Raw genomic sequence first — 13,927 nt, forward strand, 5'->3', positions numbered from 1 at the left:
GACTAAAAACGCCCTGTCATCGGTTGATGACAGGGCGTTTTACTTTGTGACCATTTTCTTCATTTACATTATTTTTCAGGGCATACAGCTTTCTTTGTTCACACGCTGAAGAGTCCTGCCGTGTAGCTGCCTTAGTTCAGACCTAACTCATCTTTCAGTGCTTTAAGGTGTCGGCGACTGACGGGAACATTGTGCCCCGATGCTGTCACCAGTTCTGCCAGACCATTTTCTAAGTATCTCAGCTCTCTTATTGCGATAGGTTGAACGAGATATTGGCGATGACAGCGGATCATCGGGGTTCTGTCTTCCATGACTTTGAGAGAAAGTTGGGTGACAGAGGCACCTTGTGCAGTCACAACTTCAATACCGCTGACGCCTGAATGGGCATATTCGACCTGCTCTTGCGGTACCAGAGATACGCGATTGTGTCCGGCACAGGGCAGCAGTTTCAGTGTGTCAGGCATCACAGGGTCATAGCCTACTGGCTTTTGTATGTGTCGATTCAGTCGTTGAATCGTTTTATCCAAACGATGACTTTCAACGGGTTTCAGCAAATAGTCAAAGGCATTATCTTCAAAGGCCTGAATAGCAAAGTCGTCATAGGCGGTGACAAACACAACGTGAGGCATTGTCTCAGGGTCCAGCATTGCCAACATTTCCAGCCCGGTTATGCGCGGCATCTGTATATCGAGAAAGACTACATCCGGTTTAAGTTTGTGTATGGTTTTCAGTCCCTCCAGAGCGTTAGTACACTGTCCAATCACGTTAACCTTACCAGTTTCGGCCAGCAACTCTGACAGCTCTTCTCGGGCATAGGGCTCATCGTCAATGATCAAGGCATTAAGCATGACTGAGGTCTCCGGGTAGTGTTACTGTTGCACGGGTCCATTGTTCTGTTTTGTAGGTCATTGTCAGACCAAATTCATCACCAAACTGATTTTTTAACCTTTTATCCACGATATGTGTGCCCAGTCCTTCTGTTTGTATATCGGGTTGGTAAAGACCAGCGTTGTCCTCTACCTGCAGAATAATGTGGTTATCAGAGTAAAAGCCAGAGATCTGAATGCTGCCTGCTTCCATCATTTGAGATATGCCGTGTTTGATCGCGTTTTCCACCAGTGGCTGCAGGGTAAAGCTGGGTAATCTAATCGTCGCCAGTGACGGGTCGATATCAATGGAAACATCCATCCGATCAGCAAAACGCGCATGCTCCAGCTTCAGGTAAGCATTCAGTTGTTTCAGTTCCTGTTGCAGCGGGATCAGTTCCTGCTTTTGCCTGAGGTTAGTCCTGAAAAAAGTCGACAGGTGCTGGATTAATTCGCGGGCTTTATCAGGCTCGCGGCGAATGACAGCACTGATGGTATTGAGCGCATTAAAAAGAAAATGAGGGTTGACCTGAGCCCGCAACAGTTTCAGCTCAGCTTCTGTCAGCAGCGATTGTTGATGAAGAAATCTGCCAGTCAGAATTTGGTTGGAGAGTAGTCTGGCAATACCTTCACCCATAGTGAGGTTGATGGCAGAGAAAAGTTTGCGTTTGGGTTCGTAGAGTTTGATGCTGCCGATCACCTGACTGTCGCCATCTTTAAGTGGGATAACCAGTACTGAACCCAGTTTACAGCTCTCAGACAGTGAACATGCATATGGAGAATGTCCGCCATCGATATAGACAAGCTCACCACTTTCTATGGCTTGGCGGGTATACGACGATGAAATATAGGTTCCCGGCAAATGATGGTCAGCACCAATACCGGTAAAGGCGAGAATCTTTTCTCTGTCGGTGATAGATACTGCACCAACCCCTGTTTCCTGATGAATAATGGTAGCAATCTGTTCGCTGGTGGTTTGGTTAAATCCATTGTGAAGGACGCCAACAGAGCGCTCGGCAATCTTGAGGGCTTTGCTGGAAAAAGCGGCTGAGTATTTTTCAAAAATGGTTTTTCGGTCAACGATGATACTCATGAACATCGCCGCCCCGATGGAGTTAGCCAAAATCATAGGGGCTGCAATGGCATTCACCAACACCAGTGCCTGATCAAAGGGTTTTGCGATCAGGAGCAGCAATGACATCTGCACCAGTTCAGCAACCAATGTGACAGCAAAAACGATACTGGGTCGAAAGAGTAGGGACTGTTGGCCTTTCCTCACCAAGTAAAGGTGGAGCAGGCCGCCTATTAACCCTTCGGCAGTGGTAGAGACGGCACATGCAAGGTCGGTAAATCCGCCGAGACTGTATCGGTGCAAGCCACCGGTCAGCCCCACAAAAAAACCAACGACAGGACCACCGAGCAGTCCTCCCATTACCGCACCAATTGCCCGGGTGTTGGCAATGGCATCGTGTATTTGCTGACCAAAGTAGGTGCCCAGGATACAAAACATGGAGAAAACAACGTAGGCCATGAGCTTGTGGGACAGACGGTCAGAGATGGCCATGAGAGGCATAAATATCGGCGTTTTACTCAGCAAATAGGCGAGTACCATGTACACACTCATTTGCTGCATGAGGTTAATAATGAGTTCCATAAATCGCATCCGGTAAGCAGGCGGCAAGCATATAAGGTCACCAATAAAAGTGCCAGCCTCTTCTGACAGATTATGGTGTGTTCAACAGGCATCTGATGTCTTAAATAACGGTATTGAGAGCGGCACTTTTTTGGGCGCTCTGTATTTACGTCTGCTGTTCTAAACCTTGAGCAACCTGTTTTTGGCGGTTTGATATACTACAGCTGCTTAGTTAATACCCTCATGCGGCCCAAACAGGTCTGTTTTGCGGGAGTGGGTGGGAGAGAAGGTACTGATATTGAATATATTTATTGGCCTTTGGTCTTCATCGTTGACGGCTCACGAATTTGTCTTCCACCACTGAGGTTCACGGCATTCGTCTGCTATCGTTATCAACTTAGCGGCGTTATTTATTCGATGGAGTGAAAATGAAAAGCAGAGTGTTGCCAGTCATGTTTGCGATATTTCTGACTGGCTGTGCCAGTTTGGCCGAACGTGGCGCTGAAGCCTACGAAAAAGGTTTGTACGCTGATGCGGCGGCATATTTTGAGCGAGCATTGGCTGAAAACCCTGACGATATTGAAGCAAAGCAGGGACTCGCTAACGCCCGTACCAAAATCATTGACCAGCAACTGATTGATATCCGCATGCTCAGGATGGCGTCTAATCAATATCAGGCTGCGCTTAAACTGCAGGAAGTGCTCGAAATGCAGGGCAAATGGCGCACTGAATCTTTCGCGGCACAGGCGTTGACTCAACATGAAGAGATGCGCTACGCGGAAGATTGGTTGCGTGCTGAAGCGAAAAGTGTGTTTACGGAGGGGCAGCCAGATAAATTCCGATGGTTCAATTATCAGTTTCAACGTTTGGCGGACGCAACGCGCCAGACATCGAAATTTGATGACTATCAGACCAAGCTGGCAAAAGCGGGGAAAGATCGTTGCCTCGCGTTAGCTAAAGATGTGAAAGGCCAGCGCTTTTTCATGAAGCCTATGGTCGAAAAGTATTGTCTGGCTTGGTCACAGCCTGTCTCTCTTGATGTCGATAATAAAGACAACACTCGCTATTCAGGCATTGAAGTCAAACAGCAGCTCAACTTGAATACATACAATAACTATGGACTGAGAAGCCAGTTTGGCGAGTTTGCATCTGAGCTTGAAAAGACTTTCCAAACCAGCCCCTGGTTCGCTCGAAATGGCGCAAAATCAGACAAAATTGTTGTTGATTCGACCATTGATTATCGTCGTAACAGCACGTCAGTTCAGCGTGAGAAGCGTTATGTTGTCACTGAAAAGCGTCCGGATCCCAACGTTCCCAACAGTTGGATCTCGGTCGATGTTGAGCGTGTTTATCTCTACCCAGAAACCACGTATATCGAAGATTTCAGTGTTTCGGTCGGTTATACAGGGAATGTTGCAGGACAGCCGTTAAAAGAGCGGTTATCAGACAACAAATCTAACCGGACAAGAAGCCATACAGCAGAATTTGCGTCGGCGGGATTAGCCCCTCAGCCACCGCAATTTCTGGATCAAAAAAAGGTGCTGGGCGGTCAGTTAGATACGTTGAAAAACCGTTTCTCGTCCGATTTGCGACGCCTTTGGAAAGCACAATATTGTGAACAGAGTGGGGCGGATCTACTGGCTGAAAATGTACTTCGCTGTGCAGCTGTCTCTCCAAAGCATGGCATGGTAGACAGTTGGTTCAAGCAAACTTTTGCCATTGATTATTCAACGATGAAAAAGCTGTACGGTATCTAACGTATTTAACATACACAAAAATAGAGAGGGGTTCATAAAGATGAACCCCTCTTTTATTTCTAAGCCGACAGTGTGATCACGCCGCAGCTTTTTCGTATGCTGGCTTGTCATCATGAAGACGGAGTAAACCGTAAATTGAACGATAGACAACCCAGATAATGGTCATCGCTCCTGTGATCACGCCGATTCCAAACGGTGCCAGCATAGTATTAATGCAGGCGAAGCCCAGTCCAAACCAAAACGTACGCTGGATATAACGAAAATGGTCGGCTAAAAAGGTGTCACCAGCAGCAATGGCTTCTTTTCTCTTTATATGAGCAAGAATAACACTCGCCACACTCAGAATTCCCAGGCTTGCACAGCCAAACAGCATTAAAAGATAAGCGAGTTGGGCAGTAAACGTATCTGTTTCTTTTGTTGATTTATTTAGCATATTGTTTTGTTATTTGATGTGTATATCGATGTTTGTAAATTCTATATAAAAAACCATTAAAAAAGTAGGGTTTTGTTGCAAGAATGCTACGTTATGAGTGTTGACTGAGTAAAGCTTGACCAATTTGACCGGTTTGGCGGGGGAGAGCTGATGGACAGAGTGCATACTTTAAGCGGCACTCAAACAATCTGAGTTAGCCTCTCAGGATTGTTTGAGTAAATGAAGTTAACCTTTATATTTGAAGTGAGCGATCACCTCTTTTTCTATCGATCAGGCATGTCCCAGAAGTCTAAAGTTCCAGTTTTCCAGTTTGCCTGTTTCAAGACGGGCTTTGACTTTTGACATCCAGCTCTCTGACAACGCCGATTGCTCTCTCAGCGTTAGGAGTGCCTCTGGGTTCAGCGGGTCACCAAAAAACAGGTCGCAAACTTCTTTTAAGGTCAGTGCATTCTCCGGTCTGCTAACCAGTGTCAAAGGTTGACTGAGGTCAACGTATCCCGCTTTTATAACCCGGTATAGCCAGCCGCAGCGGCTTAGGCTTTGCATCTCGACCGAAAAGTCTTCAAGCTGCCAGCGTTTATTCAGCTTAAAGCAGGGTGAACGTGGTTGACTGACTTCAATGATGGCCTCTCCCCATTGGTACTGATCGCCAACACATACTGTTTCTTCATTCATTCCCAGTGAGCTGAGGTTTTCGCCCATTCCCGGTGCTTGCCAGTCTTGTTCACCACCATACTTTTGTTGCCAGAATTGATAGTGTTCTGCGGGGTATTGATGAAGTGCCCGTTCAGTACCGCCATGATGTTTATTGTCTGCTTGCTCGTCTCCTTCCAAGCCAATTTCTGATAGGTATTGCTTTCCCTGAACCGGTGATTTGTACATGGCGGTATCAAAGCCATCGACTGTTTTTTTCTTTCCGCAGTAAATCCCTAACAGTTTGACTTTTTCTGACATGCTCACTCTCCTAATACGTTTTTTGCAGACTTTGCTGGATAGTAACCTATCTCTCTTACTCAGACCGATACCGGCGTTTTTCTCGTGCGATCAACGACTCTCTCGGCGGGCTTATTTTGATGACGAACAACATCATACATTAACCCGTCTAAAGCGGAGAGTACCTGCTCGCTGGCGCTTTCCATCGCTCTTACATGACGGATAAGTGTGTGATCATCGCTGTCTGCCGCAGCAGATAAAGCGTGTTGACCTGAATCATGAACCATTTGATGAGGTGCATGAATACCTCTGTATCCCGGCAATTGGCTGAACCGATTGGCACCCTCACCATTGAAATACCATTGGCCGAGCCTGCAATCTGTGTGTGCAGAAATGGGCTCGTTAAATTGACCGTCTTCAATCTTGCGGTAAATGTCATTTTTCCACACCGCGTGGTCGAGTTTCACCGTGTCAATGAAGGCATGAGTAGCAGCGATATTGATCACTGATTGCATGTGGTGGGACGTGTTTAATACCTCTTTCACCACGCTGCCAATTTGAGAAGATGAGGCGGAGACTTCTGCTGCACACAGATGATTGGCATTAATAGAGGCTTTAATTTCTGCTGTCTGGCCAATCACCTGATTCACCAAGGCTTCTATTTTATCGCTGGCATCGTGCGCTTTTTCGGCCAATGTCCTCACCTCATCAGCGACGACGGCAAAACCTCTGCCTACTTCCCCTGCCCGGGCTGCTTCAATGGCTGCGTTGAGTGCCAGCAAGTTGGTCTGGGATGAGATCTCCTGAATGGTTAGCACTAATTGACCGATGGAAGCTGCCGTTTTATCGAGAACATTCACCGCATCCATACTGGTGTTGGCCTGTACCTCGATTTTTTCCGCCCGGTTAGAGAGACGGTCCAATGCTTCGTGGGTTTGAGCGAAGGTTTTATCGAGTTGCTGTAGTGCTTGGTTTTCCTGTTCTAAATTAGTTGCACTTTCAGCCAGACCGCACCTTATACTGTCCAGCATTGCAGACCCATCAAGATGGTTCTTCATCAACTGCTTTTCCCGTTGAGTGTGAGCTTTGAATGTTTGCAACTCATGATCTCGTTGGCGAATCTCTGCCATTAGCGCATCTATCTGCTGCTGATGTTCTTGGTGAGCGTCACTGAGTGCTTGTTTTAATGCTTCGTTCTCGTCTCTTAACCGTTTTTGAAAAAACATCTTGGATCTCCATGGGAAATACCCACATAAAATTTGTGCTGATGGTATAGGAATTGCCGAAGCAGACCTATAAAATAGAATAAAAACCCTAAACCAGATCGACCTTTTCTCTTTTTTCTGACCTTATTTGATTAGCAAGTGAACGTATTGAGTGCTTTCCATCTTTTATTGACTGGTTAAGAGCCTAATTGGACGTAAGTATAAAAAATGACTGTTATGCACATACAAAAGAAAAAGATAAATGATGATTTTTTAACCGTGTATCTCTATCAGTTTTTATACATCACTTTTGATTATATTCTTATTAATGAAATTAAAAATAATATTTTTATACAGTTATTAGTAATGATGTATATTTCTTGTTTTATTTCTTTAATCCAATATATAAACAAATAACTATATACAATACCTGTTTATATTTTTTGGACAATTAAAATACGGCGCTATTTTTATATGGATCATATGCTTATTTTGTATCAGTCTGGTCCTGAGAAATATTTAATTTCACATTTTTCTTTTCTTTCAGTCATAAACTATGAATAGCCAGATAATTGGGAGTGGATATGTGTAACAAGTTACTTATCATATTATATCTCTTTTTTATCTCTGCGGCATATGCAGCAGAGGGAAACTATATTTCTGAGTTTGGTAATACGACAGGTACGCCTACTGAGTTAGTTGTATCAGACAACAAGTCTTTTAAAATACGTTCTGATAGCTTTATTTATGCATTCAAATCAGGTGATCATCAGGTCGGTGGCACAGGGGGGCATTTATCGACACAGTACGATATAAATCATATCAGTAAAATAAAGGCGTATGTTGCGCATTACGGCTCACAGGCGTATATACGAAAAATTGTTATTGAATTTAAATTCTATGGTTATACCTATTATCACACTTATGGATATTATTCCGGTAAAGCGGATGTTTATGAGGCCATCATTCCTAAACACTCTAAATTAACAGGAATCAATGTCTATACCGCACCTCACCCATATCAGTCTCAACAAAAGCTACTGGTAGGCTTTGGTTTGAAGCTAACCAATACGGGACCTATTCTTGGTCTGACAAAAGGAAGCCTTTACCACCTGTCCCCATTAACGAATAACACCGTCTGGGTAAATCAGGGAAATAGTACTGTTTATCGCGCAGGTTTGTTGAATACGGTCAGTGAGTCTGTGGGCGGCCCAGCCAGTGGCTCATGGGAAAGTGCTGATTTGAGTACAGTGAGCCGAATACAAGCGGGTGTGTCTACCTACTACGGTTGGTACGGTAACTATTATCAGCAGAAGCTCAATTACATACTGTTTGGTTCTGAACACGTTGGATTCCATCATGGCGACCAAGCGATACAGATAATAAAAGGTGATTTCTCCCATGTAAAAGGGATCAGTGTTCTCACCGAGGATAGAGTCTATTCATGGTGGTATTACTACTATGTTTTCCCTATTTACCTAAATGCCATCAAGTTTAACTTTTAACGCCGGAAAATCATTGTTGCCAGTCGGAGGGATCCTCACCGGCTGGCTTCTTTTATTGAAAAATTCATTATTTAGTAAGTGAATCGACGTTGTTGAAAGGCGGTATACTGACATATACCAAGGAGGGAGGCGTCGTTCTCTCTGTCGGTATTGTGCCAGCTTATCTTCTGAAGTGTCATTATAGGTTGACGCCCGTATATTCCCCCACTATCCATGTGTGTTTCTCGGGATGAGTCTCAGTTACAATTTGATGAAATCAAACCTAAATAGATTAAAGGAAACCTTGTGAGTCAGTTTGTCGTCTGTGCTCTGTACAAATTTGTTGAGTTGGAAAACTATAAGCAACTACGTGAGCCATTAGTCGCCTTGATGGAGGCTAATCAGGTTCGCGGTACTTTGTTGCTTGCCAGAGAGGGCATTAACGGTACTGTTGCGGCTTCCCGTGAGGGAATTGATACGCTACTGGCTTGGCTGAATGATGAGCCGCGTCTGACTGGCATTAGTTTCAAAGAGTCGTATTCAGAGGAGCAACCGTTCAATCGCACCAAGGTGAAGTTGAAAAAAGAAATTGTCACTATGGGTGTAGAGGGAATCGATCCTCGCCATGTTGTCGGCACCTATGTGAAGCCAAAAGACTGGAATGACTTGATTGCTGACCCTGAAGTGTTTGTCGTCGACACCCGAAATGACTACGAGATTGAGCTGGGTACCTTCAAGGGTGCAGTGAATCCTCATACTGATACCTTCCGTGAGTTTCCTGATTACGTAAAAGAAAACATGGACCCTGCCAAGCATAAGAAAGTAGCCATGTTCTGTACAGGTGGTATTCGTTGCGAAAAATCAACTGCTTACATGAAAGAGCAGGGGTTTGAAGAGGTGTACCACCTTGAGGGCGGTATTCTCAAGTATCTGGAAGAAGTGGAAGAAGATAACACGCTGTGGGAAGGTGACTGTTACGTGTTTGATGGCCGTGTTGCTGTTAACCACCAACTGGAAAAGAGTGATTACGACCTTTGTAATGCTTGTCGCCTGCCAATTACAGACCAAGACAAACAGACTGACCAGTATGAGCAGGGTGTGAGCTGTCCAAAGTGTTTCGGAACGCATTCCGACGAGCAGATTGAACGTTTCCGGGAGCGTGAGAAACAGGTTCAACTGGCAAGACAGCGCGGTGAAGAGCACGTTGGCGGTGATGCGATCAAAGTGTCGCAGCAAAAACGTGCTGAAAAGCTGGCGAAAAAAGACGCGCAGCGTAATGCGAAATAAGCACGCTTTGCATGTAATGACTACCTTTTCTATCTGACCGCTATGAGTGCAAACAACAGCGATAAAAAGTAATAAAAGGGCAGGGCTAAATGTGAAAAAGGCGGGATGTTCCCGCCTCTTTTTTTGGTCGAAGGATGACCAAATTTTTTCTTGGCTTTGCCTAGTCGCGGTAGCTGCTGATACGACCCCAGATGGAGTTTGTACCCCAGATACCCTGACGGTAGCACTCAAGTTGAACCAGTTGGCTATGGTCAACAAAGACGTTCACGTCAATGCCATAGTTCTTGATATACCACTCAAAGACTGCCGGATCGGCGGCTTCAAACATCAGATTTTCCAGCCCAACCTGATTGATAAACTGAGCAGGTACTTCGACGCGCCATGGGTCTGCATTTTCTGTGATACCTTCAGATTCAATCATGATGATGTAAGCACCAGCATCAAGGAATTTTTTGGCCTGTTCGATAGCGAATCCAGTGTCCTGAATACCTTCACTTTCAAGCCCTTCCTGAACCGTATCACCACCTGCTCCGAATTGGATACCGATCTCAGGCTTTGCGCGAAGACCTGCTTTTTGAACGTCTTCAATGACTCGCTGCCAGTCTTCTGTCGGCAGAGAGATAAAGCCAGTTGAGATCTCGATAATATCGAAGCCAAGCTCTTTACACTGATGGATGTACTGCTTCACCGCATCTTTGCCGTAACGGATCACATACTCGATAAAGCCACCAGTAGAGACGAGCACACCGTACTCATGAGCCAAATCGTTCATCGCACGAACTTTTTCAGGGTTCATGAAGGTGAAAGAACCACCCGCAAATTTGATTGAGTCAACATAGTTACCTGCGGATTCCAGGATATCTCTGAAATAGCTTTCACCAAAGTTGGAGTAGTAAGCAGCACGAATTTCGGTCAGTCCCACTTTTCTTGGCTTAGCAGGGCGCTTGTTACGCTGCAGAAAGTCAAAGGCGACGTCGTGTGTTTTAAAATCTGCCATAATTTTTTTCCTCCGTAATAATTAACGCGCAACGCGTCGGACCTGAGCCAGCAAGCGAGTTAGCTCATCGATTGGGTGATCTTCAAGGTTAGAAATCACATCAAAGATATTTTGACGCAGTACTTCATCGGCAAATGGGCTTGCCAACATGTCGAATTTCTTTCTTACCATTCCCCAGCTTGCTGGGCGGGTATGGAATCCTTCGTAGTCAATCTTGGCAATATCGAATATCTGACCATCTTTCATGGTGATGCGGATAGATATTGCTTCTTGCTGAGGGAACTGTGCGCTGTAGCTTTGGTTCTCGCTGACATGCACTTTCTGGAGCAGAGTCTGAATATCGTCTTTCACGATACGCTCTGGATGGTACTGTGCCGGCAGAACCTGACCGTCAAGAATAGCTGCGGCCATCATGTAGGGCAGGCTGTGGTCTGCCTCTTCCTTCGTACGGATAAGCTTCTTACCGCCTTCTTCACCACCACCGATGATATGGTAAGCAACGTCGAAGGTTTCAAGCTCAATGCTGTCTATGTCTTCCGGGTTAATATTGCTTTCGTTTCTCCACTCAATCAGACCTTCAAGAGTAGATTGAGAGTGAATTTCAGCGTTGTATTTCTTGATAATGGTGCCGGTAACCTTCTCAAGGTTTTCCTGTGACCAGTCAACAGAAAACTCACCCGCAATGGCATCCATGAAGCCTTTGTTGCCTTCGAAGACTTCTTCTGGGCCAGTGATACCGCGCATAGCAAGGAAAGCAGAGTGTGTTGATGTCCAGCCGGTAGATGGGAATGCGAGCCCTTTCCAGTTAGAAAGGTTACCTGTTCTGGTCACACGCAACGCGTTGTAGGCAGTGGCTGAAATCGCTATTGCGTTAGCAATTTGTTCTTGGTTTAACTTAAGTGCTTTTGCAACCCCGGCTGCTGCGCCATATGCGCCTTGTACTGTATGGTCAAACCCTTTGTGCCTGACGGGAGCAACGTCCGACAACTTACATTGGATTTGATAGGCGAGTGCAACTGCAGTGATAAAGTCTTTACCATGGCTGCCAGAAAATTCCGCACCTGCCAACACACTGCCGATATTGTCCGATGGGTGACAGGTTTCTTTTTTAGCGAGATAACTGTCGTTGTAGTCGAGATAGCGGACCAAAGCTGAATTATACAATGCTGCTCTGTCGGGTGATGTCTTTCCACCCCCAATCAAGGTAACCAAAGGTGCACCGCCAAAGTCATCAATATGTTCCTTGATTCTTCTTATTGGTGCGCCTTCAACAGCGCCGATTGCACAGCCTATGCTGTCAAGTACCCGAATTTTCACTTCCCTCAATGCATCTTGGGACAGATCTTCAAAGCTGGCTTTTTCAGCAAACACTGCAAGTTCCTGAACAATTGTCATGCCTTCCTCTCCATTTGTTAACCATGTCTATAGGTTGGCGATTTATTAAGCAATTGACTAAGCTCCTCTGCCTATTTGTTTAATAGCTTCTAACTATAATGGAAATAAAAATATATAAATCATGGGTTTATGTATTTTCATAATTCTTTTTCAGAGCTTCATATGATTTAGGGGATGTTCAGGAAGCGTCTTTTTCGGTAATATAGATGAAAACGATTATCAATATCATTTATATGAACGTATCACAGCTTAGGTATATTGTATCTGTTGATGTAGAGAGAAATTTCGCTCGCGCCGCGAAGCTTTGCAACGTTGCTCAACCCACCTTGAGTAAGGAGATCCAGCGGCTGGAAAGCAGGCTTGATGTCATTATTTTTGACAGAACATGTTCACCCGTTGTTCCTACTGTAAAAGGAGAGAAGTTGATCGCGCAGGCTCGCCACATACTGCAAGAGATGAGCCGCTTCAACTTACTCGCCCAGTCTGAACAAGCCTCGTTAAAGGGTGAGTGTAATCTCGCGGTCTGCCCCAGTATTGCACCTTATCTACTCCCTCTTTTCTTGCCTGACTTTTGTTCCCTGCATCCAGATCTCAGGGTACATGTTTATGAAATGTCTGTTGAAGATACGAAGAAGGCCCTGATTAACGAGACAGTCGATGCGGCTTTGTGTTGTAAAATGCATGGTGGTGAGGGGTTTTATCAATTTGATATTGGTGTAGAGCCCTTCCTCGCTTACGTCTCCGACCAGCACGCTTTGTACCCGCAAAGTAAAATTGACTTATCGTGTGTTGCCGAGCATGAGTTGCATATTGCTGCTGATGTTACTGAGCAGCTTGGGGCGTTATCAGAGAAAGAACATAATCTGGTTGTCGAGTCTGGTTCGTTGGAAACGTTGCGGCGTTTCGTTGAATTGGGGCATGGTATGACCATTATCCCGAAGCTGGCGACCTTGTTTATGGGAGAACGTCGCAGGCGTTTTCTCCGGGCCATTGCCGATCCCGTGCCACATCGCCAGTTGGTATTGGCTGCACGGCGAGGCTTTTACAAGCGGGAGCTTCTCTCTCATTTAAAACAAAGTATGAGAAAAGCGTTCGATGACAATATTTCGGTGAGCTTCGATGCAAATACGGCATGATTGAGCGTAAAGGTTTTACCTTGAATTTGCTCTATACCCTCAATAATAATCCTACGACTCATTGTTCAAACATGCAGCTGGCAACACCTGATTTAAAACTTAAAAAATTCAATCCGTTCAACGCGTTACTTCATTGCTCTACCTCAAACAGTTAAATCAAGTCGGAGGTAGAGCTTGGGTCAGATTGCTTATCAACTAATGTTCATGTGAATGGTCGTGCCCTGTACTAAATGCCTCATTACCCGCAGAATTTGGAAATGTGGGTCTCAACGAATGTGACGAATTAAGCTTATTTGTTAACACATCTTGCAGGCTTGGCACATCGTCAATCAGTGTACCTACTTTTTGGTCAAACCTATCGAGTTCTGCTTGCTCACTCGCCGTTTGATTTTCACTTACTTTAGGATGTTGTATCGAGCCATCTATATGGAGTACTTCATGGGCTATGACATCGTAAAGTTTGGCCTTTCCAAGGCCTAGATTTTGGATTTTTGCGGCATCGACAGTAATCAAGTGATCTCCAGCGTACGTTTTAGCATTACCTAATTTGTCAAACTTTTTTTCATCCTCAAGAGGCCCATTATTAATGTGTAGCTTGTTATCTTTCGTATTTTTAAGTGCATTTTCAACAACCTTTTGAAAATCCTTATCGTTCTTCAATATGTCAGTAAATCCTTTCTCAAGAACGTTGTTTTTGTCGTTGTAAAATCTTACGTCTACCGACTTTTCATTTCCTTGACTGTCTTTGTAGTTGATAGTTCTATCTACACCATTTTGTGGCTTTTGAATCGTTCCATTCGC

Annotated in this window: 12 protein-coding genes; 4 read left to right on the forward strand and 8 right to left on the reverse strand. The window is 44.9% G+C overall.

The window, feature by feature from the left end:
• Positions 1-131 precede the first annotated feature (131 nt).
• Together btsR and A8L45_RS21065 are read right to left on the reverse strand one after the other, a co-directional pair.
• The gene (gene btsR, locus A8L45_RS21060; protein WP_068905327.1) at positions 132-848 is read right to left on the reverse strand and encodes a two-component system response regulator BtsR; all 717 of its coding nucleotides are present in this window, start codon (positions 846-848) and stop codon (positions 132-134) included.
• A complete protein-coding gene (locus A8L45_RS21065; protein WP_068905328.1) occupies positions 841-2,520 on the reverse strand; it encodes a sensor histidine kinase in 1,680 nt (559 codons plus the stop codon). The genes btsR and A8L45_RS21065 overlap by 8 nt, the downstream gene beginning before the upstream one ends.
• Before the next feature lie 407 nt (positions 2,521-2,927).
• Between A8L45_RS21065 and A8L45_RS21070 the strand changes: the two genes are divergently transcribed.
• Positions 2,928-4,256 (forward strand): tetratricopeptide repeat protein, encoded by a 1,329-nt coding sequence (locus A8L45_RS21070; protein ID WP_068905329.1) that lies wholly within the window; start codon positions 2,928-2,930, stop codon positions 4,254-4,256.
• 76 nt (positions 4,257-4,332) lie between these two features.
• Here A8L45_RS21070 and A8L45_RS21075 read toward each other — a convergent pair whose 3' ends face one another.
• The 3 genes from A8L45_RS21075 to A8L45_RS21085 all read right to left on the reverse strand — a co-directional run bounded on the left by A8L45_RS21075 (position 4,333) and on the right by A8L45_RS21085 (position 6,848).
• Positions 4,333-4,689, reverse strand: coding sequence for a DUF4870 family protein (locus A8L45_RS21075; RefSeq protein WP_068905330.1), 357 nt, complete (start codon positions 4,687-4,689; stop codon positions 4,333-4,335).
• Positions 4,690-4,959: 270 nt separating this feature from the next.
• A complete protein-coding gene (locus tag A8L45_RS21080) occupies positions 4,960-5,643 on the reverse strand; it encodes an MOSC domain-containing protein (RefSeq protein WP_068905331.1) in 684 nt (227 codons plus the stop codon).
• 59 nt (positions 5,644-5,702) lie between these two features.
• On the reverse strand, positions 5,703-6,848 hold the full coding sequence (locus A8L45_RS21085) for a methyl-accepting chemotaxis protein (protein ID WP_068905332.1): 1,146 nt from the start codon (positions 6,846-6,848) through the stop codon (positions 5,703-5,705).
• Positions 6,849-7,411: 563 nt separating this feature from the next.
• Between A8L45_RS21085 and A8L45_RS21095 the strand changes: the two genes are divergently transcribed.
• Positions 7,412-8,332: a hypothetical protein gene (locus A8L45_RS21095; protein WP_068905334.1), complete on the forward strand. Its 921-nt coding sequence runs from the start codon at positions 7,412-7,414 to the stop codon at positions 8,330-8,332.
• Positions 8,333-8,617: 285 nt separating this feature from the next.
• Positions 8,618-9,598 carry an oxygen-dependent tRNA uridine(34) hydroxylase TrhO gene (gene trhO / locus A8L45_RS21100; protein ID WP_068905335.1) on the forward strand — a complete coding sequence of 327 codons (981 nt, stop codon included), beginning with the start codon at positions 8,618-8,620 and terminating at the stop codon, positions 9,596-9,598.
• Between the two features lie 160 nt (positions 9,599-9,758).
• On the opposite strand, the gene A8L45_RS21105 is transcribed toward trhO, so the two are convergent.
• On the reverse strand, positions 9,759-10,595 hold the full coding sequence (locus A8L45_RS21105; RefSeq protein ID WP_068905336.1) for a phosphosulfolactate synthase: 837 nt from the start codon (positions 10,593-10,595) through the stop codon (positions 9,759-9,761).
• Between the two features lie 21 nt (positions 10,596-10,616).
• Complete coding sequence (locus tag A8L45_RS21110) at positions 10,617-11,990, reverse strand: MmgE/PrpD family protein (protein ID WP_068905337.1); 1,374 nt, start codon at positions 11,988-11,990, stop codon at positions 10,617-10,619.
• Between the two features lie 206 nt (positions 11,991-12,196).
• Between A8L45_RS21110 and A8L45_RS21115 the strand changes: the two genes are divergently transcribed.
• Positions 12,197-13,126: a LysR family transcriptional regulator gene (locus A8L45_RS21115; protein WP_068905338.1), complete on the forward strand. Its 930-nt coding sequence runs from the start codon at positions 12,197-12,199 to the stop codon at positions 13,124-13,126.
• A 195-nt stretch (positions 13,127-13,321) separates the two neighbouring features.
• On the opposite strand, the gene A8L45_RS24715 is transcribed toward A8L45_RS21115, so the two are convergent.
• On the reverse strand, positions 13,322-13,927 hold a 606-nt coding region (locus A8L45_RS24715; RefSeq protein ID WP_175402048.1), incomplete at its 5' end, for a hypothetical protein.

It is taken from the genome of Veronia pacifica (assembly GCF_001707825.1).
Lineage (GTDB): Bacteria > Pseudomonadota > Gammaproteobacteria > Enterobacterales > Vibrionaceae > Veronia > Veronia pacifica.

What these genes read in the sequence shown, in the direction of transcription:
- A8L45_RS21105 (WP_068905336.1), bottom strand. Translation starts at nt 10,595, where the DNA reads ATGGCAGATTTTAAAACACACGACGTCGCCTTTGACTTTCTGCAGCGT.
- btsR (WP_068905327.1), bottom strand. Translation starts at nt 848, where the DNA reads ATGCTTAATGCCTTGATCATTGACGATGAGCCCTATGCCCGAGAAGAG.
- A8L45_RS21115 (WP_068905338.1), top strand. Translation starts at nt 12,197, where the DNA reads ATGAAAACGATTATCAATATCATTTATATGAACGTATCACAGCTTAGG.
- A8L45_RS21110 (WP_068905337.1), bottom strand. Translation starts at nt 11,990, where the DNA reads ATGACAATTGTTCAGGAACTTGCAGTGTTTGCTGAAAAAGCCAGCTTT.
- A8L45_RS21095 (WP_068905334.1), top strand. Translation starts at nt 7,412, where the DNA reads ATGTGTAACAAGTTACTTATCATATTATATCTCTTTTTTATCTCTGCG.
- A8L45_RS21070 (WP_068905329.1), top strand. Translation starts at nt 2,928, where the DNA reads ATGAAAAGCAGAGTGTTGCCAGTCATGTTTGCGATATTTCTGACTGGC.
- A8L45_RS21075 (WP_068905330.1), bottom strand. Translation starts at nt 4,689, where the DNA reads ATGCTAAATAAATCAACAAAAGAAACAGATACGTTTACTGCCCAACTC.
- A8L45_RS21065 (WP_068905328.1), bottom strand. Translation starts at nt 2,520, where the DNA reads ATGGAACTCATTATTAACCTCATGCAGCAAATGAGTGTGTACATGGTA.
- A8L45_RS21080 (WP_068905331.1), bottom strand. Translation starts at nt 5,643, where the DNA reads ATGTCAGAAAAAGTCAAACTGTTAGGGATTTACTGCGGAAAGAAAAAA.
- A8L45_RS21085 (WP_068905332.1), bottom strand. Translation starts at nt 6,848, where the DNA reads ATGTTTTTTCAAAAACGGTTAAGAGACGAGAACGAAGCATTAAAACAA.